The organism is uncultured Algoriphagus sp. (assembly GCF_963974835.1).
Lineage (GTDB): Bacteria > Bacteroidota > Bacteroidia > Cytophagales > Cyclobacteriaceae > Algoriphagus.
In genome coordinates this window covers 170,318-191,247 of the sequence record NZ_CAXBET010000008.1, presented here as the reverse complement: position 1 = coordinate 191,247, position 20,930 = coordinate 170,318, and the positions used below count along the sequence as shown (strand labels likewise).

At 39.9% G+C, this 20,930-nt stretch carries 20 protein-coding genes and 1 riboswitch; of the genes, 12 read left to right on the top strand and 8 right to left on the bottom strand.

Going from position 1 to position 20,930, the window contains the following annotated elements:
- Positions 1-80 precede the first annotated feature (80 nt).
- Both AACZ73_RS15895 and AACZ73_RS15890 read left to right on the top strand, forming a co-directional pair.
- A complete protein-coding gene (locus AACZ73_RS15895) occupies positions 81-635 on the top strand; it encodes a hypothetical protein (protein ID WP_339879339.1) in 555 nt (184 codons plus the stop codon).
- Complete coding sequence (locus AACZ73_RS15890; RefSeq protein ID WP_339879337.1) at positions 635-1,402, top strand: TIGR02757 family protein; 768 nt, start codon at positions 635-637, stop codon at positions 1,400-1,402. The genes AACZ73_RS15895 and AACZ73_RS15890 overlap by 1 nt, the downstream gene beginning before the upstream one ends.
- 9 nt (positions 1,403-1,411) lie before the next feature.
- On the opposite strand, the gene AACZ73_RS15885 is transcribed toward AACZ73_RS15890, so the two are convergent.
- The 4 genes from AACZ73_RS15885 to aceK all read right to left on the bottom strand — a co-directional run bounded on the left by AACZ73_RS15885 (position 1,412) and on the right by aceK (position 7,016).
- Positions 1,412-2,629: an ATP-grasp domain-containing protein gene (locus tag AACZ73_RS15885; RefSeq protein ID WP_339879335.1), complete on the bottom strand. Its 1,218-nt coding sequence runs from the start codon at positions 2,627-2,629 to the stop codon at positions 1,412-1,414.
- A 2-nt stretch (positions 2,630-2,631) separates the two neighbouring features.
- Positions 2,632-4,059, bottom strand: coding sequence for a leucyl aminopeptidase (locus AACZ73_RS15880; protein WP_339879334.1), 1,428 nt, complete (start codon positions 4,057-4,059; stop codon positions 2,632-2,634).
- A gap of 20 nt (positions 4,060-4,079) precedes the next feature.
- Positions 4,080-5,210 (bottom strand): alpha/beta hydrolase-fold protein, encoded by a 1,131-nt coding sequence (locus AACZ73_RS15875; protein ID WP_339879333.1) that lies wholly within the window; start codon positions 5,208-5,210, stop codon positions 4,080-4,082.
- A gap of 78 nt (positions 5,211-5,288) precedes the next feature.
- The gene (gene aceK, locus AACZ73_RS15870) at positions 5,289-7,016 is read right to left on the bottom strand and encodes a bifunctional isocitrate dehydrogenase kinase/phosphatase (protein WP_339879332.1); all 1,728 of its coding nucleotides are present in this window, start codon (positions 7,014-7,016) and stop codon (positions 5,289-5,291) included.
- A gap of 318 nt (positions 7,017-7,334) precedes the next feature.
- Here aceK and AACZ73_RS15865 point away from each other — a divergent pair, with 318 nt between their 5' ends.
- From AACZ73_RS15865 to AACZ73_RS15850, 4 genes are read left to right on the top strand one after another with little or no spacing between them, the layout of a single operon-like run.
- Entirely contained in the window at positions 7,335-8,018 is a 684-nt protein-coding gene (locus AACZ73_RS15865) for a hypothetical protein (RefSeq protein ID WP_339879331.1), read from the top strand.
- A gap of 1 nt (position 8,019) precedes the next feature.
- The gene (locus AACZ73_RS15860; RefSeq protein ID WP_339879330.1) at positions 8,020-8,658 is read left to right on the top strand and encodes a CoA pyrophosphatase; all 639 of its coding nucleotides are present in this window, start codon (positions 8,020-8,022) and stop codon (positions 8,656-8,658) included.
- A 56-nt stretch (positions 8,659-8,714) separates the two neighbouring features.
- Positions 8,715-9,968, top strand: coding sequence for a DUF819 family protein (locus AACZ73_RS15855; RefSeq protein WP_339879328.1), 1,254 nt, complete (start codon positions 8,715-8,717; stop codon positions 9,966-9,968).
- On the top strand, positions 9,968-10,210 hold the full coding sequence (locus AACZ73_RS15850; protein ID WP_339879326.1) for a (2Fe-2S) ferredoxin domain-containing protein: 243 nt from the start codon (positions 9,968-9,970) through the stop codon (positions 10,208-10,210). Before AACZ73_RS15855 ends, AACZ73_RS15850 begins: the two co-directional genes overlap by 1 nt.
- 18 nt (positions 10,211-10,228) lie before the next feature.
- On the opposite strand, the gene AACZ73_RS15845 is transcribed toward AACZ73_RS15850, so the two are convergent.
- A complete protein-coding gene (locus tag AACZ73_RS15845; RefSeq protein WP_339879324.1) occupies positions 10,229-10,549 on the bottom strand; it encodes a YbjQ family protein in 321 nt (106 codons plus the stop codon).
- A gap of 413 nt (positions 10,550-10,962) precedes the next feature.
- Between AACZ73_RS15845 and AACZ73_RS15840 the strand changes: the two genes are divergently transcribed.
- From AACZ73_RS15840 to metF, 5 genes are all read left to right on the top strand, one after another.
- Positions 10,963-11,376, top strand: a complete 414-nt coding sequence (locus AACZ73_RS15840; RefSeq protein WP_339879323.1) for a response regulator — start codon at positions 10,963-10,965, stop codon at positions 11,374-11,376.
- A 68-nt stretch (positions 11,377-11,444) separates the two neighbouring features.
- Entirely contained in the window at positions 11,445-12,761 is a 1,317-nt protein-coding gene (locus tag AACZ73_RS15835) for a hypothetical protein (RefSeq protein WP_339879322.1), read from the top strand.
- Positions 12,762-12,850: 89 nt separating this feature from the next.
- A riboswitch (SAM riboswitch) is annotated at positions 12,851-12,949 on the top strand.
- 65 nt (positions 12,950-13,014) lie between these two features.
- A complete protein-coding gene (locus AACZ73_RS15830; RefSeq protein WP_339879320.1) occupies positions 13,015-14,067 on the top strand; it encodes a homocysteine S-methyltransferase family protein in 1,053 nt (350 codons plus the stop codon).
- A 4-nt stretch (positions 14,068-14,071) separates the two neighbouring features.
- Positions 14,072-16,768: a methionine synthase gene (gene metH, locus AACZ73_RS15825; protein ID WP_339879318.1), complete on the top strand. Its 2,697-nt coding sequence runs from the start codon at positions 14,072-14,074 to the stop codon at positions 16,766-16,768.
- Positions 16,765-17,718 carry a methylenetetrahydrofolate reductase [NAD(P)H] gene (metF, locus tag AACZ73_RS15820; RefSeq protein ID WP_339879316.1) on the top strand — a complete coding sequence of 318 codons (954 nt, stop codon included), beginning with the start codon at positions 16,765-16,767 and terminating at the stop codon, positions 17,716-17,718. Before metH ends, metF begins: the two co-directional genes overlap by 4 nt.
- 67 nt (positions 17,719-17,785) lie before the next feature.
- Here the strand turns inward: metF and AACZ73_RS15815 are convergent, their stop codons facing one another.
- The gene (locus AACZ73_RS15815) at positions 17,786-18,307 is read right to left on the bottom strand and encodes a hypothetical protein (RefSeq protein ID WP_339879314.1); all 522 of its coding nucleotides are present in this window, start codon (positions 18,305-18,307) and stop codon (positions 17,786-17,788) included.
- A 294-nt stretch (positions 18,308-18,601) separates the two neighbouring features.
- Here AACZ73_RS15815 and AACZ73_RS15810 point away from each other — a divergent pair, with 294 nt between their 5' ends.
- Positions 18,602-19,453 (top strand): hydroxymethylglutaryl-CoA lyase, encoded by an 852-nt coding sequence (locus tag AACZ73_RS15810; RefSeq protein ID WP_339879313.1) that lies wholly within the window; start codon positions 18,602-18,604, stop codon positions 19,451-19,453.
- A gap of 11 nt (positions 19,454-19,464) precedes the next feature.
- Here AACZ73_RS15810 and dprA read toward each other — a convergent pair whose 3' ends face one another.
- Entirely contained in the window at positions 19,465-20,583 is a 1,119-nt protein-coding gene (dprA, locus tag AACZ73_RS15805) for a DNA-processing protein DprA (protein ID WP_339879311.1), read from the bottom strand.
- Positions 20,564-20,917: a MerR family transcriptional regulator gene (locus AACZ73_RS15800; protein WP_339879309.1), complete on the bottom strand. Its 354-nt coding sequence runs from the start codon at positions 20,915-20,917 to the stop codon at positions 20,564-20,566. The genes dprA and AACZ73_RS15800 overlap by 20 nt, the downstream gene beginning before the upstream one ends.
- Positions 20,918-20,930 lie beyond the last annotated feature (13 nt).

The following is a 20,930-nucleotide window of genomic DNA, read 5'->3' as shown; positions in this document are numbered from 1 at the left end:
TTGAACCTATAGTTTACGCCCTAGGTTTTATCAGGGAATTTTGGTTTCCGCAAAGTCACTACTAATTTTGCGTATACGCTATGAATAAAGTCCAACTCATATTTCATCACATTTTCAGATTCATCTGGAATGTTATTTTTATTGTTTCTTACCCGATCCTGGCGAGTTTTGGATTGCTTTTTATAGGAGTGACTTATGTGTTTTCCTTACTCTCCAGATTTCTCAATAGACTTCGTCCTGAAGGGAAAAAAGTAGTGCTGAAGGAGTCTGAATGGGAGGACTTGCCATACTCAGGTGAATTACTCGAAGCAAAATTGATCAAGCAAATAGTATTTGGCCCATCTGGATTTAAGTTTAGAAGGAAGGACGGTGTCCCTTCTGTGCTTTCTGATTTTGTATTTGGAAATAAAGTACGCGTACTGGAAGAGGGTTATATTTTGGAAAAGTGGAATAGTACAGAAGCAAAGGACTTACCTGATTTCGATATTTGCCTTTATGATCCTGACGAAGATTCTCTTCGATCACTTACGAATATTAAATCCTTTGACTGGCACGTCTCAGATATAGTAGATAATGAATTGTGCTTCAAGTGGTTTGATGGTACTCAGGGCGGAGAAGTTAAAGTCGCGCTTTGATGCAAAACATCAAGGACTTTTTAGACGAAAAGGTAGAGCATTACAATCGTCCAAGCTTTATAACGCTTGATCCAATTTCGATTCCACATCGATTTTCAAAAAAACAAGACATAGAAATTGCAGGTTTTTTTGCTTCAATTTTAGCTTGGGGACAGCGGAAAACAATCATTAATAAATGCATTGAGCTTTTTGATAGAATGGACAATGCTCCACATGACTTTCTACTGAGTCATCAGGAAGATGACCTTAAACCGTTTGTACACTTCAAACATAGAACTTTTAATGATGTGGATACGCTGTACTTTATTCACTTCCTGAGCTGGTTTTACAGGCAGCATGATTCACTTGAAGAAGCCTTTCTCCTTGGACAAACCCATGAAATAGATTCAATGGAATCTATTTTAATCAAGTTCCAGGAGTTTTTCTTTTCTCTTCCAGATTCTCCACACCGCACGCGAAAGCATATTGCAACTCCAAGTCGCAAAGCAGCATGTAAGCGGATCAATATGTATCTACGCTGGATGGTGCGTGATGATGATAAGGGAGTTGATTTTGGGCTATGGAAAAGTATCTCGCCAGCTCAGTTGATTTGCCCATGTGACCTGCACGTGGATAGAGTTGGTAGAAAGCTTGGGATAATTACCAGAAAGCAAACAGATTGGTTGACGGCTTTGGAATTGACCCAAAAACTACGGGAATTTGATGCAGCTGACCCCGTCAAATATGACTTTGCACTTTTTGGGTTGGGAGTGGAAGAGAAGTTCTAAAGTTTTATCTCAATGAAACTTCTTCAGCTCAGGAGCATTAGCCACGGTAGAAAATTCTCTCGCAATTCTTTCTGCATAATCATCCAAAAGCTGCATCACCCGTTGCTGATTTTTAGACTTCACAATCAAACCAGCATGGTATTCCAGCGGAACCCGAAAGTAAACTTCTGGATCATCGAAACTACTCAGATCAGGATGTTCATATTTGGAAAGCGTCAGTAAAATTCCAGCATAGTTTTTGGCAACTTTTGGAAGTTTGTAAGTATAGTTTTTGGCAAGAGAATCTTCGATTTTGGCCCATTCAGCCCAAAGATTGATGTCAGTAGCAGCTTCCACCATTTCTGCCAAATGTGCTCCGCCCACGCGGGAAGATGTTTCCAGGAAGTAGATTTCCCCATCTTCACGGCACTTTATGAATTCCGTATGGGTAGCGCCTGACCTCATTCCAAAGGCTTTCATTATCGCAGCATTTACTTTTTTAATTGCTTTCTCATCTTCCGACCCAAATTTCAAATTAGCAGAACGGAATATTCCACCACCTTGGGAAATTTCCATTGGTGTAGATAGATATCTAGAGACGGAGCAGAAAAGATTTTTCCCGTCGAGCATTAATCCATCAGCATGATAGACATCACCTGGTTTGAATTGCTCTACCAAATAGTAAAGTCTATTGTCGCCTAATTGATGGATATTTTCCCATAAAGATTCCTTGTCGTGGACTTTGATGATTCCATGCGCAGAGGCTTCTGAACGCGGCTTCAAGACCCAAGGTGCAGGGATATGATCAGCAAACTGATTGATGTCGTCGTCATTGAATAACGGTGCAAAAGCCGGGACTTTTATGTCTGAGTCATGAGCTTTGATACGCATGGCCAGCTTGTCACGGAAAAAGCGACCAGTGGTCTGGCCCATTCCAGGAATTCTTAGGTTTTCGCGGAGATAGGTAGCTTTTTCCACGTCATAATCATCGAGTGCTACTATGCTTTCGATCTTATGACTCTTCATCAAACCCCCGACGCCCTTCATCAAAAGGTCTAGGTCCCAGTCCAAATCCTGACCAGGCATGTAAAAAATCTCATCTATGTATTCGAAGGCCCAAGGCTTGTTTTTTAACTTTTCAGAGGTGATCAGAAAAACCCGATTGCCCTGCTTTTTCAACTGGGTTAAAAAAGCATTCCCTTTGAAAAAATTGGAAATGCAAAGAAAAGTCTTGCCCTGATCATCCATAATTACAATTGATTTTCGATGAATTTAAGTAATAATTGAACTCCAAATGCAGTTCCTGATTTGGTTTTTGAAAATTCACTGTCTCCAAATGCTACTCCTGCAATATCCAGATGTGCCCATGAAGGATGATCATGGATAAAAGCTTCCAAAAATTTCGCCGCAGTGATAGCTCCGGCAATTGGTTTACCATGGTAATTTTTGATATCGGCGATTTCAGAATCCATTTCAGACCGGTAGCTTTCCCACATAGGAAGAGGCCATACTTTTTCCCCTGACTGCATTCCAGCTTCGCGAAGGGAGTCTGAAATTGCGTCAGAATTGGAGAAAAGAGCTCCGCATTCGTAACCGAAGGTTCCCACACTACTACCAGTCAACGTAGCCAAATCTATAAGTTGATCAACCTGATAATTTTTTACAAGGTAGGAGAGACCATCTGCCAGAATTAAACGTCCTTCCGCATCGGTGTCAATCACTTCTATACTTAATCCCGCATGTGATCCAATTACTTCTGAAGGTAGATAAGCATCTTTATCAACTGAGTTTTCTACTGCAGGGACAATGGAAGTGAGGTTAATCGGTAACTCAAGGGAGGCGATCAGTTGGGTGGCAGCTAGAACAGCCGCCGCACCTCCCATGTCTGACTTCATATAAACCATCCCTTGGGTTTTGATATTCAGTCCCCCTGTGTCAAACGTAACTCCTTTACCAACCAAGCCTAAATTAAATTTGGCCTCAGGATGTCTGTATTCCATGATGATAAACTTTGGCGCTTTTGCACTGCCACGTGCTACAGCCAAAAAAGCATCAAGACCTTCATCTTTGGCTTTTTCTTCGTCTAAAATAGTAACGCCAAAGGCGTGTTGTGCACCTTGCATTACTGCCCAGTTCGCCAGGTATTCTGGAGTGATAACATTTGGGGGAAGATCAACTAATTTGAATCCTTCAGTCTTTGCTTCTGCAATTTTAGTTGCTCGATCTATCGTTTTTGCAAGGTCAGTGGTTGCAGCAGTCACATTGACTGTCAGATTTTCAAAATTCTTTTGATCCTCCTTTTTTTGCTTGAAAAATCCAATTGAATACGCGCCAAGTTGAAAACCTATAAGGGCACTTTCGATTAATTCAGCCGTAAAATCCTCTGGAAAATCTATGGTGACAGCATTTTCAACCAATCCAGCATTTTTCGAAAGAACTCTTCGAAAAGACTTTTCAATGCTGGAAACATCCGGTTTCTCTCCCAATCCAATCAGTAAAATCAATCTTCCGTTGATTTCAAATTGATATGAAGTATCCTTTTTTCCCGAGAAAAGGGCAGAGTTTACAGTGAAGCCGTCAAGCTTGTTCTTAATAATTTCCTCGGAGTTGTTATTTATAACAGGAATGATAAGAAGTCCTGTGTTTTCGTCTGCTTCTTTTTGAGTATTGAATTGCATATAATATGGCTTTCGCTCTTTTAATCCTCTTTAGAACTGAAAAATAGCCATTCTATGGCTTTTGGGAACTCATCACTCCAATAAGTCTCATTGTGTCTGCCTTCTTCATTGATGCTGAGATGAACCTTCATTTTTCCCTTCAAACTCTCTCTTTTGAGTAAGCGCTTCCGAAATTTGGTTACATGCTCGACCATGGTTTCACCTTCATCACCGCCTGCATACATATAAAGTCTAGTATCCTGAGGTTCGAAAATATCCAGGAATCCAAGTTTGATTTTAGGAATCACCCAAAGGGAGGGAGAAAAAACCATTAGCTTTCCGAAGACCTCTGGATAAATCAATCCCGAGAATATACTTACCAAACCTCCCATGGAGCTACCGCCTATTCCGGTGAATTCCCGCTCAGGTTTTGTCCTATAAGTTTTGTCCACGAATGGTTTCAGGGTATCGGTGATAAAACGTATGTATTTCTTCCCACTTCCTACTCCTAAGACAGTTTTACCTACATTATACTCTTGCAATCTCTCAGATTCCCCATGTTCTATGGCGATGATGATGATCTTGCCAATGCCATAATCTGACATTACAGCCAGTTTTTTATCTATCTGCCAGCTTCCAAATGGAGCGTTTTCATCGAAAAGGTTCTGTGCATCCTGCAGATATAATACCGGATAAGATTCGTCGCTGTTATTATAATCATGCGGCAGAAGTGCCCAGACTTTCCTGGTTTTATTGAGTTGGGGTATTTCAAATTCCTCGGAGATCAGTCGTATAATGGGAAGCTGGCTGGGGCGATATGGAAGCCAGTTTTTGCGCCATTTTGCTACTTTTTCAATTTTGATGGCATTGTCGTCATTCCAATGTCTGTTCGGAGTTCTATTACCGTATCGGTCTATTTCTACCTCAGACCAATCTCCTTTGGTAAACTTATAGATTAGCTCTTTATTAAATTCTTCGCCTTGGGGAAATGTGAATTCATATTTTCCTTTAGCTGTTTTTTTCATCTGAAAACGACGGTCCTGTGTAGTCCAATTATTAAAATTGCCCGAGATGTAGACTGGTCTTTCGTCATCAAGGGGTGTATTCAGAATTATAGTTTTAGTCTTGATCTCAGGGTTGGGTGATATATTCGATGTTGATTCAGAAGTCATTCTAATGGGTGATTATGGGATAAACCCAGATTGCAAAAATAACTCTTGCAGCCATAGCAAAGAAATAAACTTCTAATCTTAAATAGTTTCCTCTGGCCTAAACCTGATTTCATCCGGATATGGAAAGGCATGAATGAGTTCACCTGAAGTAATTCTCTCTTGGACTTCTTGCCAATAAAGAGGGTCAAAAAGATCTTTATGATATTCCAGAAAATGATCTTTGAGGTCTTTTCTTCCAATCATCCATCTCTTGAAATCTTCCGGAAACACATCGTTTTTGGCAATGGAATACCAAGGTTCTGAAGCATAGATTTGCTCGTAGGTTTCAGCTTTTGGCTTTACACGGAAATTCATATCAGTCAGAAACTCGATCTCATCGTAGTCGTAAAAGATCACCCGTTTTTGCCTCGTCAAGCCGAAATTTTTGGTCATCATATCACCAGGGAAAATATTAGCCTGTGCCAGTTGGAGGATGGATCTCCCGTAATCCTCTGTTGCTCTCATTCCTTCCTCTGTGCTACAGTGCTCCAAGAATAGATTTAAAGGTTCCATTCTCCTTTCTGTATATAAGTGTTTGATTATTAGGTGTGAATTTGTGATTTTCAAAAGTGAATTAGTGGTCTTTCGAAGTTCAATCATCAACTCTGGACTAATTCGCTCAATGGGAATCTTGAAATATTCAAACTCGTGTGTATCTGCCATTCTTCCCACGCGATCATGAAGAGAAACCAACTTATATTTTTCACGGACTTCCTGTCTAGTCATGGTTTTTGGAGGTTCAAAATGATCCTTAATCATCTTGAAAACTATATTTAAGGAAGGCAAAGTAAACACAGTCATTACCATTCCTTTGATTCCTGGCGCTACTTCAAACTGATCATTGCTGGCATCCAGATGGTGTAGGAAATCCCGGTAGAATAAAGTTTTACCATGCTTGTTAAAGCCAATAGCATTATATAGCTCATGGATTTTCTTGTGAGGAATCACGGAATTCAAAAAGCCCACAACCTGAGATGGAACTTCAGCTTCGACCATAAAATAAGATCGGGTGAAGCTAAACATGCTGCTCATCAAGTTTGGATCAAAAATAAGTGTATCTACAAATACTCCATTTTTCCCGTGCAGCACGGGTATAATGAAAGGCATCCATTTGTGACCCAAAAAAGTCCTTCCAATTAAGTATGCCGCCTTATTTCTATAAAATACAGATTTCAAAATCTGTGTTTTGGAATCGTCTCCAGCTCTGTACCTAGTCAAGATTACTTTCTTTACACTGGAGATCAAAAATTTAATATCCTGCTCTTTATCCATAAAGGGAGCGCCGAAATCATAATCGTCGAGAATTTGTCGGATATTTTTTTCTAGCCCAAGGAAGGAAGGGTAAGTTCTTAGCAATTTATCTGACTCTAATACTGCACAGGAATCAAAACCTTCCATGACAAACATCAAATCTTCCTCAATAGTCAGTTTCGGAAAAGCTTTCCGGATCACCGAGTTGAAAAAAGTTTCAGCCAGTTCCAGATCTGGTCTCATGGCTATAAGCGAATGATATTCAGACTTTATCTGCATCCAACTCTCGAAATCTGTCGATTTTTCACTTAGGATTTCTGAACATTCCTTTGCCAACGGGAAGAGCAGATCCTTATACAGCCGGAGGCGCTGCTTATTGTTCAACTGCGTAGCATGCCATGCTTTTTCGCTGAAATATTTTGGAGCCAATCGAGTGTAAGTATTAAAAAGCTCCATATAAGTTATGAAGCCAGTTTCTATTTTTTTAGCAAGTTGTTGCGGAAGTGTCAAGGGCATAAAATTTTATTGGCTCAAACCTTAAAGTAAAGTTAAATTTTGAGTGAAAATATTTTTGGTGCATGTTAAGATATAATTTCATTGATTTTTAGCACTTTATCATATAAAACGGTAGGGGAAATATAATTTTGAAAATCTTTCGCAATCGATTGTTTGGAGTATATGAAAACATTTTATAATTTTCGCAGGTATTCATAAAACGAATATCTACAATAGGTTTAATAGGTTTGAGAGCAGGAAAAGGTTGGGTCAATGTCCCAACCTTTTTTGATTTTTAGTCGTCCTGACTTAGCTTAACCTTCTCAATTCAAAACTTCCATGAGGAGCCCAAAATTATCATCTACGTATTTGCCAGTCATATGCTTTCTAGTGCTTTCCATCTTTGGTTGCGAAAGTGGGGAAAAACTGGGAGAAGAGCGAATAGAAAGTGCTTCGGCTAATGAAGAAGAACTTAATAGGAATAGAGCCCAGATTGATTTGGCACTTGCCCAAAATAAAAGTTGGTATACACACTGGAGCAGTGATGTAGGAATGTTTGATGCCTCGCAATTTGAATTGATGATGACAGATTCCATAGATCCTATGGAAATGCCTGAGCGAAACCCTATTCTTGAAGGCGATCCTCTTTTTCCATATCAGATTTCCCATCCTACGGGCAACGGAACTATGGATATTTACAGTTATAAAGTGGAGGCGCAGGAAGCAATTGATACTCCTTTTCTAAATCCGGATTCTGAAGTGATCTGGTACAAGGAAGATGGGATGAAGGAACGCCTGCTTTTTATGGGGCCTTCCGGCATGTTTGAAGAGGGACTCTGGCTAAATGATAAGGAATTTTTAGTATTTGGTTTTTTTCAGGAAGAGGCAGGGTATAGACCCATGGCATGGCTTATCGATGTGGAAAAGCATTTATTGAAGCAATTTCAACTTAATAAATTATCCCGGGATTACGAGTCGACTTCTTATCTCAATTCTAAAATCAAGCAGGTAGATTTAATTTGATATGGATTTTAAGGAAGTGTTGAGCTTGTTGGAAAAAGGGATGAAGCATCCACTTCCCGGCAAGGAAGCGCAGCTCTCCATGTCACCAAATCCACAAGATCTCCGAAGATTTGATACTAAACTCCCTCTTAATCATAGAAAAAGTGCAGTCCTGATTCTTTTTTACCCCAATGAGGACAAAGCTTTTTTTCCGTTGATCAAACGGCCGGTATATCCTGGTGTTCATAGTGGACAGATTGCGTTGCCGGGAGGGAAAATGGAAGAAGAAGATCAGGATGTAATAGATACTGCGCTCAGGGAAGCATGGGAAGAAGTAGGAGTTCTTCCGCAGCAAGTGAAATTGATCGGCAAAATGAGTGATTTATTTATCCCTGCAAGTAATTTTCTAGTAAGTCCTATTTTGGGCTATTCTGAGGAAATGCCCGATTTTGTGCCTGAGGAAAAAGAGGTTGCTAGGATTATTGAAACTGCCGTCAGCACACTATATGAACCAACTATTAGAAAGAAAAAGATTTTGGAATTCAGTAATAATTTTCGGCTAGACACTCCATATTTCGAAGTGGACAAAGAAATGGTTTGGGGAGCTACCGCAATGATATTAAGTGAGCTGCTACAGATTTTGGAAAACGGGAAGTATTAGATTCTGGGCTTTTTGGACAATTGTTGGTATTGTTGCAGTCGGTTAACCCAGATATAATGGAAGAAAATATCCCTTTGCTTACAAATGATGCCGTGGTATTTGGATTGCTTATGGCGATCCTTGCAGTAATTTTTGCCACTTCAGCTAGTGATAGACCTTTTTGGAAGAAATTCTATGGAATAGTACCCACTGTTTTGCTGTGCTATTTTATACCTGCGCTTGCCAATTCATTTGGATTGATCTCTGGAGAAAGTTCCTCCCTTTATCAGGTAGCTAGTAGGTATTTGCTTCCGGCTTCTTTGGTTCTTTTTACCATCAGTATAGACATTAAGGGGATTTTAAAACTGGGGCCAAAAGCCCTGACTATGTTTTTGGCCGGTACAGTTGGAATAATGTTAGGAGGACCACTTGCACTGTTGACAGTCGGAACATTTTTTCCGGATCTGTTGGGAGGGAGTGGACCAGATGAAGTTTGGAGAGGGTTATCGACTATAGCGGGCTCGTGGATCGGAGGTGGTGCAAATCAGACCGCAATGCTGGAAGTATTTGGACCAAGTCCTGAACTTTTTAGTCAGATGATTGCCGTCGATGTACTGGTGGCAAACCTATGGATGGCTTTCTTGCTTTACTGGGCAGCCAAACCGGAGAAAATTGATAAATTTTTCAAAGCGGATAGTACCAAAATCTATGAGTTAAGAGATAAAATTGAAGAATTTAGAAAAGGGATTATGAAGATCCCAACTTTATCAGATACTATGATCATTCTTGGAGTAGGCTTTGGAGTGACTGGATTTTCCCATTTAATTGCGGATTATGTTGCTCCGTTTATTAGTGATAACTATCCTAACTTGAAACAATATTCCTTGGACTCAGCCTTCTTTTGGATTGTGGTGATAGCCACTACTGCAGGGCTACTTTTATCCTTTACCAAAGTAAGAAAACTGGAAGGTGCTGGAGCTTCCCGCATGGGAAGTGTTCTGTTATATGTGCTGGTAGCTACCATCGGAATGCAAATGGATCTCGGAGCGGTTCTTGACAATCCACTTTTGTTCGTTGTGGGGATTGTATGGATGATTTTTCACATCATTATCATGCTCATCGTCGCATTTATTATCAAAGCACCATTTTTTTATGTAGCGGTAGGATCTCAGGCAAATGTAGGCGGGGCGGCATCAGCACCAATAGTTGCGGCTGCTTTTGATGCATCACTAGCTCCTGTTGGCGTACTTTTGGCAGTGCTTGGATATGCTGCTGGAACTTATGGTGCGTATCTTTGTGGCTTAATGATGCAGGCTATTTCGGGAGGATAATGAAACATAAAAGGAAATTAGTTTTTATTTGCAATGGTTCCGACTGTAAAAAATCCGGAGCCAAAAAATTGTATAAAGAACTAAAAGGAGCTACTGATGAGCCTTCGTTAAGGGGCAGTTGCAAATTCATCAAGACCAAGTGTATGGACATGTGCAAAACGGCTCCCAATATAATCGTAGGAGATCATTTCTGTAAGAAAACTAGTGTTGAGAAAGTTTTGACTGAAATAAAAAAGTCCTGATCTACAGGACTTTTAAGTTTAATTCTTGAGAACTTTTACTGCCGTTCCACTTGCGGTCACCATCAGCATCCCATCCCGAATTGTTTCATAATCCAGATCAATTCCTATTACGGCATTTGCTCCGAATGCCCTTGCCTGCATTTCCATCTCAGTCATTGCAGTTGCCTTTGCCTCACGAAGTACGCGCTCATAGGCAGAAGATCTTCCACCGACTATGTCGGTTATACTGGCAAAAAAGTCCTTAAATACATTAGCTCCAATAATGGTTTCCCCGGAAACGATTCCTAAGTATTGCTCCACAGTGTAGCCATCAAGTGTGTTCGTGGTAGTTACGATCATTTTAAATAGTAATAGTTTTGGAATGAATAGTTTTAACTGACTTCACTAATTTACATATCAAATGGTTTTTATGGAAATGGAGACAGTTTTCTTTCGAAGTAAATTATTTGACCCTCAGGAATGACATCAATAATCTTATCTATTTTTCTAGCTACCCGTCAAAAATCTGGAATGGTCTAAATTGTTGGATGTAACAATTTATATAAACCACTATTTGATTTTCTGGAGCATGTGCATTGGAATTGTTAATGCATCCGGAAAATTGGAGAAACCGAAATGAGGTTAGTATTTTTAAAAAGATAAGTAGAACTTAATGGGTCGATTATCCAGAGATCTCATAGTTGAATGGAGAATATGTTTTTGAGCTAAAATAGAATTCTGTGGAATCACAACGTAAAGCCAACCCAAAACAGGTGGAAAATATTGATAGTACTCTGATTACTGCATCAATCCTAGTGGCAGAAGATAATTTGGTCAATCAGATCTTGATTAAGAAATTTTTAAAGAAATGGCATATCGGAAAACTTGTAATTGCATCAGATGGGCAGGAGGCCTTAGAGGAGTTTGAGAAATCTGATTTTGATGTGGTTCTCTTGGATATCCAAATGCCTGAATTGGACGGTTTTTCTGTAGCAAAAATGATTCGTGAAAATAAGTTTTCACGCAATCAGGATGTCCCAATTTTGGTATTGTCAGCTTCGACATACGAAGAAATTAAGAGCGATATGGATAAGCATGGGATTAATGATTTTATAGAAAAACCTTTTACTCCCGAAGATTTATATATAAAAATAGCAGCCTATCTTAGTCCAAAAGATCGCAATTGATATTGGTTTAGCATTAATTTTGCCTGTCAGCTGTGGGTTTTACCCATTTCAAACAAACCAACCATTCAATGCCCCTTTTTAATAGAATCTTAGTTCTGCTTATTGTTTTTTTTATAGCTGCAGATATTCATGCGCAGCAACTAATGACTAAGAGGTCCACTTTCTATGCCTTGATGGGTACTTCAGGTGGTAGGCTCAATCAATTTGATGAAATGCTGGCAGACCGTGGACTGACTGGCTTGAGAAATAGATATCAAACTATTGGACTGGGATACCAGGCAAGGATTAATGACTTTGTTATCGGAATGGATGTTTTCCATAATAGAGGAGGAGTTAGTGAGCTAGATGATTTTAGAATGAATTATCGGACATCCAGAGCATTGCTGAATGTTGGATATGCTTTTACGGAGGAGTCGAGATTTCAGCTAATTCATTACATGTCCATAGGAGTAGGATTCCTTAATTTTCAGATGTTACCGTCTGAGCAGTCGAAGGATTTGGATTCATTTTTATCCGATCCTGAGCAAGGTTTTATATTGAGGGAAAAGGATATTCAAAAGGGGACATTTCACTATGGAAATTTTCTAACTGAAATTGGATTTCAACTTAGCTATGATTTTGATTTACCCGGTAGACCGGAAGCACTTCAAGTCATGACCAAATTAGGTTATTCTTTCAGTCCGTTGGAAGGAAAGTGGAATATGAATGGGATATCTTTTGATAATGCACAAAGTGGGGCTTTTATTAGGGTTGGTGCAGGAATTTCACTTCCCGACAGGAATTTTTTCTATAAGGACGCTAGTGTAGAAATATCCCTGATCAGAGGTATTCACTTTACTTCGGCTTCAAGTTTCAATAAGCAATTAGAGAATGCAGGTCTGAATCCATTGATTGGTTCTCCTTCCAATTGGGGATTAAGAATTTTAGGTAATACAGAGCGAATACTTTATGGAGTAGAACTTTATAATCTTGCTCTGCATGGGGATGCAAATGCTGAAAAAACTCATTCACTAAATAGCTTAAGAGTCTATGGCAACCTTGGCTACAACCTGATAGAATATAGGAATTTTGGATTAGGGGCTCTTGCAGCACTTGGTTATGGTAATATTCGTTATACTTTGACATCTAATGGGAAACCTGATTTTCCTGAGCTTTTTGAGCAGAGAGAATTTGATGGGTATCTGAAAAATAGCGGTCTAATGGTTAAACCGGAGGTTTTCGCCGAATATGGAATACCAATGACTAAGCGCAAACTTTTTGATTTGGTATTTACAGCTGCGGCTGGTTATGAATTGCCTTTGGCTAATTATAAACTTGGAGATTTTAGCATGTCCAGCTTTATGGCAGGCCCCTATTTGAGTTTTGGAGTAGGTGTAAGGCCATAGTCTATCAATTTGTCAATCTAAATGAGTTTTAGTGTAGTCCTTTTAGGTTATTCTACTGTTTTATTGCCAAAATGCTATTAACTTTGTGTTGCTTATCGAGAAAGACTGAGGGAAGGGCCCGACGACGTCTTAGCAACCTGGAAATAAGGTGCTAACTCCCATCCCGATACTTCGGGAACAGATGAGCGGATCGGTACTTTGTACTATATTCCGTGTGTTGCTCGATAAGCTTTTTGATTAACAAAAGACTAGTATGCAAAACAGAACGGAATCCCTGCTTCAACAACTTTCTCAACGAATATTGATTCTCGATGGAGCCATGGGTACCATGATTCAGCGATACACGTTGACTGAGGAGGATTTTAGAACTCCTGAGCTAGCGTCTCACCCAAAATCATTGAAGGGGAATAATGATCTCTTATCTCTGAGCAAACCTCAGATCATTAAGGAAATTCACTCTGAATATTTCAAAGCAGGAGCGGATATTATAGAAACCAATACCTTCTCGGCAACTACTATCGCTCAGGCAGATTATGACCTTTCACATCTGGCATATCAGATCAATTTTGAGTCAGCAAAACTGGCTCGAGAGGTAGCGGATGAATTCACAGCAAAGAATCCAGATAAGCCTCGATTTGTAGCAGGAGCTATAGGACCAACCAATAGAACGGCCTCACTTTCTCCCGATGTAAATGACCCTGGGTACCGGGCTGTTACATTTGATCAATTGGCAGAAGCGTATTCAGAGCAAGTAAATGGACTTTTGGACGGAGGAGCAGATATTATTTTGGTAGAGACAATTTTCGATACGCTAAATGCTAAGGCGGCTCTATATGCGATTCAAGAGGTATATGAAAAGCGGAATATTCCCTTGGATCCTAAAGAAGGTGGTATTCCGATTATGATTTCGGGTACAATCACAGATGCGTCTGGACGTACACTTTCCGGTCAGACTACAGAAGCGTTCTTGATTTCTATTTCTCATGTGCCTTTACTTTCAGTAGGATTGAATTGTGCTCTGGGAGCTAAAGAGTTGAGACCATATTTGAAAGTCTTGGCGAATAAAGCACCATTCTTTGTCAGTGCTTATCCGAATGCCGGGCTGCCAAATGAATTTGGGCAATACGATCAAGGCGCAAATGAGATGGCCGATCAGGTTAGAGACTTTTTGAAAGAAGGAATGCTAAATATCCTAGGTGGATGCTGTGGCACTACACCTGAACACATTGCTGCTTTGGCACATATGGCTGCTAATTTTCAGCCTAGAAAATTACAAGAAGAAGAATTAGAAGAAACGTTGGACTGAGTAGATGGCAAAAAATAACTATATGAAACTCTCGGGCTTAGAGCCCTTGGTATTTACCCCAGAAATCAATTTTGTCAATGTTGGCGAGAGAACCAATATCACAGGTTCAAAGAAATTTGCCCGCTTGATATTGAATGGGAATTACGATGAAGCCTTGGAAGTGGCTTTGGATCAGGTACGTGGAGGAGCTCAGGTGCTGGATGTGTGTATGGACGAAGGGATGCTTGATGGGGAATTTGCTATGGTCAAATTTTTAAACCTGATTGCTTCTGAACCTGAGATTTCCAGAATTCCAATTATGATCGATAGTTCCAAATGGAAGATTATCGTTGCTGGATTGAAGTGTGTGCAGGGTAAAGGAATAGTGAATTCCATCTCATTGAAAAATGGGGAGGAGGAATTTATCTCTCAAGCCAAAACAGTGAAGAAATTCGGTGCGGCAATAGTCGTGATGGCTTTTGATGAGGACGGACAAGCGGATACCTATGAGAGAAGAATAGAGATCTGTGAGAGAAGCTACCGAATCCTGGTGGATCAGGTGAAGTTTAATCCTCAGGATATCATTTTCGATCCAAATATTTTCCCCGTTGCTACCGGAATGGATGAGCATCGGAAGAATGCGTTAGACTTTTTCAATGCTACAAAATGGATTAAAGCAAACCTTCCTGGTGCAAAAGTCAGTGGAGGCGTAAGTAATGTGAGTTTTTCATTCAGAGGAAATAATCCTGTGAGAGAAGCTATGCATGCGGCATTTCTTTACCATGCGATTAAAAGTGGGATGGATATGGGTATCGTAAACCCAACGATGTTGGAGATTTACGATGATATCCCAAAGGACTTGCTGGAAAGAGTAGAGGATGTACTTTTTGATAGAAGAGAGGATGCCACTGAGCGTATGCTTGATTTTGCAGAAACTGTAAAGTCATCAGATAAGAAAGAGGTTGTGAATGAAGCGTGGCGTTCTGACCCTGTGGCCAAGCGTATGGAACATGCATTGGTTAAAGGGATTTTGGACTTCATCATAGAAGATACTGAGGAAGCTAGAATTGAGCTTAAGAATCCATTGAAAGTCATCGAAGGTCCATTAATGGATGGGATGAACGTGGTAGGTGATCTCTTTGGAGAAGGGAAAATGTTCCTTCCGCAAGTGGTGAAATCTGCCCGTGTAATGAAGAAAGCTGTTGCTTATCTAGAGCCCTTTATGCCTCTTCCTGAGGAGGGGCAGGAAGCTTCTTCTTTGAAAAAGATTCTTTTGGCAACTGTAAAAGGTGATGTCCATGATATAGGAAAAAATATCGTGGGTGTTGTATTGGCTTGCAACAGCTACCAAATCATTGATTTGGGAGTAATGGTGGATGCCCAGAAAATAATAGATGAAGCGGTAAAGAATAAGGTAGATATTATCGGACTCAGTGGTTTGATTACGCCTTCATTGGATGAAATGGTGAATGTAGCTTCAGAAATGGAGCGCCAGGGTATTAAGATTCCTTTGCTGATAGGTGGGGCGACTACCTCAAGAATACACACGGCAGTGAAAATAGATCCTGTGTATAGCGGGACGGTAATCCATGTGATGGATGCAAGTAAGTCTGTGCCCATCGCAGGAGAGGCTATTTCTGAAGAAACCAAAGAAGATTATAGACTAAAATACAAGGAAATATACCGACAACTGAGAGTAGAGCATGAGTCGAAACAGTCCTTGAAACAATTAGTGAGCTATGAAGAGGCAAAAGCTAATCCTGTAGAAATTGACTGGAGTTCCTATGTGCCTGTAGTTCCAAAGAAATTAGGGAGAACTGTACTTAAAGATCTGGACCTTACTATTATTCGAAAGTACATCGATTGGACTCCGTTCTTCAGTACTTGGATGCTTAGTGGGAAATTTCCTAAAATATTCTCCGATCCTGTAGTGGGTATTGAAGCCAAGAAAGTTTATGATGAAGCCAACGCTATGCTTGACAAAGCGATTGCTGAGAAGTGGCTTTCTGCGAATGCTGTTTTTGGACTTTATACTGTGCAGAGAAATGAGGATGATGCTGTAGTTTTCGATGAAAATGGAAATCAATCAGCTTCCTTTCACTTTTTGCGTCAGCAAGGGAAAAAGGGCAGGGGAGTGCCAAATCGCTCATTAGCTGATTATTTGCATCCCTCAGACACGGATTATGTGGGTTGCTTTGCAGTCACTTCAGGAATTGGGATGGAAGAAAAGCTTTCTGAATTTCAGAAAGATGGCGATGATTACAATGATATTATGTTCAAGTCAGTGGCAGATCGTCTAGCTGAAGCTGCTGCAGAATATATCCATGAATTGGTGAGAAAGGAATATTGGGGCTATTCTCCTGAGGAAAATCTGGAAAATGACTCTTTGGTTCGGGAAGAGTATCTCGGAATCAGACCTGCACCAGGATACCCTGCCTGTCCTGAGCATTCGGAGAAGATCACAATCTCACAGCTATTGGATATGGAAAAGGAAATTGGAATAGAACTGACGTCTAGTTTTGCGATGTATCCAACCTCATCGGTTTCAGGATATTTCTTTGGACACCCTGAGAGCAAATATTTTGGGCTGGGCAAAATAGGAGAGGATCAAGTGGCAAGCTATGCCGAGCGAAAAGGAATTTCACTTAAAGATGCAGAGCGCTTACTTTCTCCAAACCTCGCTTATCAACCTAATTTAACCTTAGTAGAACCTACCACATGAAGATTACCGAACACTTAGGGAATGCGAAAAGTACGCTATTTTCCTTCGAAATACTGCCCCCATTAAAAGGGCAAAGTTTAAAAGAATTGCTTGAAGGAATCTCTCCTCTTATGGATTTCAAGCCACCTTTTGTAGATGTCACTTACCACAGAGAGGAATTTATTTATAAGAAGCATCCAAATGGATTGTTAGAAAAAATCAGTACCAAGAAGCGTCCAGGAACAGTAGGGATTTGTGCTGCAATTATGAATAGATTCCACATAGATGCAGTACCTCATTTGCTTTGTGGTGGATTTACGAAGGAAGAAACTGAAAATGCACTCATTGACCTCAATTTCATTGGTGTAGAGAACGTGCTTGCCTTACGAGGGGATGCCCCCAAAACTGAAGGTAAATTTGTGAAAGAGCCTGAGGGTCATGGTTATGCAAGTGAATTGGTGGAGCAGATCGTGCTCATGAATCAGGGTAGATATCTACACGAAGAAACTGAAATTGGTTTTCAAACTGATTTCTGCGTGGGTGCAGCTGGATATCCTGAGAAGCACTTTGAGGCCCCTTCAATGAAATTTGACTTGAAATATCTGAAGGAGAAAGTTGATAAGGGAGCTGAATATATAGTAACTCAGATGTTTTTTGACAATCAAAAATACTTTGATTTTGTAGACCAAGTGCGGGCTGCGGGAATTACTGTTCCTATTATTCCTGGAATTAAACCGATAACAACTTTGGGTCAAATAACTATGCTACCGAGAACATTCTTTTTGGACTTACCGGATCCGCTGATGGATGAGTTAGAAAAATGTAAATCAAATGCTGAAGTCAAAGAAGTAGGGATAGAATGGTCAATTCAGCAATGTAAAGAATTGGTGAAAGCTAATGTTCCTTCCTTGCATTTCTATACCATGAGCAAGGCAGATACGACTTATAAAATTGCGAAGGAAATTTTCTAATTTCTACTTGCTATAAAATAAAAAAGCCCTTCAGAATACTATTCGGGAGGGCTTTTTGGTTGATTGATTAATCCTTGTTAAGTTTCATGGAAATCTCTTCATATTTCTTTTTAGACTCATCACCTAATTTATCGAAGTTTTTCTCTAGCCAATCAAGACTTTCCTGAGTTGCATCTTCAATATCGTCAGCTGTATTTTTGGTGCCTTTCTCCATATCTGCTTCAGTTTTATCCCACCAAGTTTCCACATTATTCATGTGCATTTCAGCAGTTCTTTCAAAGTTCTCTGATTCAGCTTTAGCATTTTTTATAACTGTTTCGTAGCGATCTTCAAGCATTTCAAGGTTGTCGTCTTCAATATCAAGATCGGTATAAACCTTCTCTGCACGAGAGTCTAAACTATCGTAACGTTCGTCGATTACGGACCAATTGTGAACCGGAACAACCTTAACAGCATTTTCCACACTGTCTACATAATTCTCAAGATTAGTAGTTGCTTGAACTCGGTCTTCTTCCGTGTAATTTTTTGTTTCACATGAAGTGATAGCCAATACGGCTGCTCCAATAAGTAGTGTTGCTTGCGTTTTCATTTCTTTTTTAGATTGGTTAGTAATAATACTTTGGTTTTTAGTGGTTAATTCCATTCATAGCAATGCAATACTTTCACCAAATTGCATTATAAATGTTAAATAACTGATAATGAGTTATTTAATCTCTATTCTTCATGTTTTTCAAAAACATTACCATAATTGGAATTACACGTAACATGAAATTTATTGCCCAGTTTTACCCAATCTAAGTAAAGAGTGATCGAACATTTTCCTGATATATTGGGAATTTGGAAGAAAGTATAGCCTATAAATCCAAGGTTTGTAACTTGTAACATGATTAAATTGATAGAATGTCCTAGGGATGCAATGCAGGGTTTGCCTGAATTTATTGATACAGCAATCAAAGCTGCCTATATCAATCAATTACTTGAGGTAGGCTTTGATACCATTGATTTTGGGAGCTTTGTAAGTCCAAAGGCAATTCCTCAGATGCGCGATACTGCCGAGGTCTTGAGTTTATTAGACCTGCATAATGCTAAGAGTAAATTACTTGCAATTGTTGCCAATGTAAGAGGGGCTGAAGATGCAATGGATTTTCCTGAAATTGATTACCTAGGCTTTCCACTTTCAGTATCTGAGACTTTTCAGCGAAGAAATACAAATGCAAGTATTGAGCAGGCTTTGATTACAGTAGGGGAGATTCAGAATCTCTGTGAGGTAAAAGGAAAAACCTTGGTGACTTATCTAAGTATGGGATTTGGAAATCCCTATGGAGATGCGTATTCCCCCGAATTGATTGCTGACTTTGTAGAGAAGCTAGATGCTTTAGGAGTGAAAATCATTTCTTTATCGGATACGATTGGAGTGGCAGATCCTACTTTGATTACTAGCTTATTAAGCCTTCAAATCTCTGCCTTTCCGCACATAGAGTTTGGGGCACATTTACATAGTAGGCCTGAAAATATAGCGGAAAAGGTTAAAGCAGGAATGAAGGCAGGTTGTAAAAGATTTGATGGAGCCCTTAAAGGATATGGAGGTTGCCCTATGGCCGATGATGAACTAGTAGGCAATATTGCTACGGAAGTAATGATTGATACTTTGGAGGCTGAAGGCTATGATCTTAAATTGAATAAATTGGAATTTGGAGAAGCTATGAAGTTGGCAAACTTCGTATTCAATTCATAGAGTAGCCTTAGCTAAACCAACAATCTATACTTTTTCCCAGGCAAGGATTTTACAATTCCCTCAAACTCTAAGGATAGTAGTTTCGAAGAGAGTAATCCCAGTGCTATATCTGTGGATAGACTTAAAGTGTCTATTTCCATTTCTCCCTTTTCCTGTAACAGTTTTAAAATTGCAACTTCATCAGATTCCCGATTTGTAAAGTCAAGTATAGGTTTTTGGGTTTTGGATTCTCCAGGTTTGCTCCAAAACAGGGCTTCTGCCACATCGTTAGGACCTGTGTAGATGTTGGCTTTCATTTTCTTGATCAATAAATTACAGCCTTCACTATATTGTGATTGCAGATTTCCCGGCACAGCAAATACATCCTTATCGTAACTATATGCTATTTCTGCTGTGATCAAGGCGCCACCTTTTTCTGCAGCCTCTACTACAATGAGTGCGTCCGATAGGCTGGCAATTATTCGATTTCTAGCAGGAAAGTTGCCAGGCACCATGGCGCTATCAGGTGCATACTCACTGATCACTGCGCCATTATCTAAAATTGCCTCAGCAGTTTTCTTGTGAACTGCGGGATAAATCCTCCCTATTGGAGAGCCAAGTACCGCAATTGTCGGGAGTCCTAGTCCAAGTGCTGTTCGATGGGCTTCAATATCTATTCCGTACGCCAATCCAGAAATAATCACGGGTTTGTAAATTGCCAAATCTTCAATGATTTTTCTAGTAGCAGATTTACCATAGCTTGTCGCACTTCTTGTACCTACGATTCCCACGCTTCGCGAAAAATTGAGATCAGCATTTCCCTGGGTAAAAATTACTACAGGTGAATCTTCCTGCATTTTAAACCGATGGGGGAAATCCGGATGCAGTGGGGTAAGTATGGTAAAATGCTTTTTTGAGCAATCATTAAGCAGTTCATCGGCTTTGCGAAGCAATTCATTCTCTTGATTTCGGAGATCTAACAGTTTATCGCCTACCTTCGGAGTTTTGGCAACCTTACCTTTCGGTAGTTTGAAAAAATTTGTAGCTGAACCAGAGTATGCAATAATAGCCTTAAATACTCCGGGCCCAACCTTCGGAGCAAGAGCTAACGCTAGGAAATAACGTAAATCCTCATGCTCCTGATTTTGCATTGAATTCGTCCCGGATATTAATTAAAAAGTCTTTGATTTCCTGTAGCCTTTGAACAGCCTGAACTTTATCAAACCCCTGTTCCTTACCACCTTTGATCACTTCCTGGGCGCCTTGTAGGGTATATCCCTTTTCCTTTACCAGATGATAAATATATTTGATTTTTTGAATATCAATTTTGGTATAGCGACGGTTGCCTTTTCTATCTTTCTTCGGGCGGATTATATCAAACTCTCCTTCCCAATACCTAATCAGAGAAGGTGCAACTTTGAACATCTGAGCTACTTCCCCGATGGAATGATATTTCTTTTCTATTTCTCGTTCTTTGTACGGCACGGTAAAAATTATC

What these genes read in the sequence shown, in the direction of transcription:
- dprA (WP_339879311.1), bottom strand. Translation starts at nt 20,583, where the DNA reads ATGCAAAATCAGGAGCATGAGGATTTACGTTATTTCCTAGCGTTAGCT.
- AACZ73_RS15835 (WP_339879322.1), top strand. Translation starts at nt 11,445, where the DNA reads ATGCCCCTTTTTAATAGAATCTTAGTTCTGCTTATTGTTTTTTTTATA.
- AACZ73_RS15895 (WP_339879339.1), top strand. Translation starts at nt 81, where the DNA reads ATGAATAAAGTCCAACTCATATTTCATCACATTTTCAGATTCATCTGG.
- AACZ73_RS15855 (WP_339879328.1), top strand. Translation starts at nt 8,715, where the DNA reads ATGGAAGAAAATATCCCTTTGCTTACAAATGATGCCGTGGTATTTGGA.
- AACZ73_RS15890 (WP_339879337.1), top strand. Translation starts at nt 635, where the DNA reads ATGCAAAACATCAAGGACTTTTTAGACGAAAAGGTAGAGCATTACAAT.
- AACZ73_RS15880 (WP_339879334.1), bottom strand. Translation starts at nt 4,059, where the DNA reads ATGCAATTCAATACTCAAAAAGAAGCAGACGAAAACACAGGACTTCTT.
- aceK (WP_339879332.1), bottom strand. Translation starts at nt 7,016, where the DNA reads ATGCCCTTGACACTTCCGCAACAACTTGCTAAAAAAATAGAAACTGGC.
- AACZ73_RS15860 (WP_339879330.1), top strand. Translation starts at nt 8,020, where the DNA reads ATGGATTTTAAGGAAGTGTTGAGCTTGTTGGAAAAAGGGATGAAGCAT.
- AACZ73_RS15875 (WP_339879333.1), bottom strand. Translation starts at nt 5,210, where the DNA reads ATGACTTCTGAATCAACATCGAATATATCACCCAACCCTGAGATCAAG.
- AACZ73_RS15810 (WP_339879313.1), top strand. Translation starts at nt 18,602, where the DNA reads ATGATTAAATTGATAGAATGTCCTAGGGATGCAATGCAGGGTTTGCCT.
- metF (WP_339879316.1), top strand. Translation starts at nt 16,765, where the DNA reads ATGAAGATTACCGAACACTTAGGGAATGCGAAAAGTACGCTATTTTCC.
- metH (WP_339879318.1), top strand. Translation starts at nt 14,072, where the DNA reads ATGGCAAAAAATAACTATATGAAACTCTCGGGCTTAGAGCCCTTGGTA.
- AACZ73_RS15865 (WP_339879331.1), top strand. Translation starts at nt 7,335, where the DNA reads ATGAGGAGCCCAAAATTATCATCTACGTATTTGCCAGTCATATGCTTT.
- AACZ73_RS15845 (WP_339879324.1), bottom strand. Translation starts at nt 10,549, where the DNA reads ATGATCGTAACTACCACGAACACACTTGATGGCTACACTGTGGAGCAA.
- AACZ73_RS15830 (WP_339879320.1), top strand. Translation starts at nt 13,015, where the DNA reads ATGCAAAACAGAACGGAATCCCTGCTTCAACAACTTTCTCAACGAATA.
- AACZ73_RS15815 (WP_339879314.1), bottom strand. Translation starts at nt 18,307, where the DNA reads ATGAAAACGCAAGCAACACTACTTATTGGAGCAGCCGTATTGGCTATC.
- AACZ73_RS15885 (WP_339879335.1), bottom strand. Translation starts at nt 2,629, where the DNA reads ATGGATGATCAGGGCAAGACTTTTCTTTGCATTTCCAATTTTTTCAAA.
- AACZ73_RS15850 (WP_339879326.1), top strand. Translation starts at nt 9,968, where the DNA reads ATGAAACATAAAAGGAAATTAGTTTTTATTTGCAATGGTTCCGACTGT.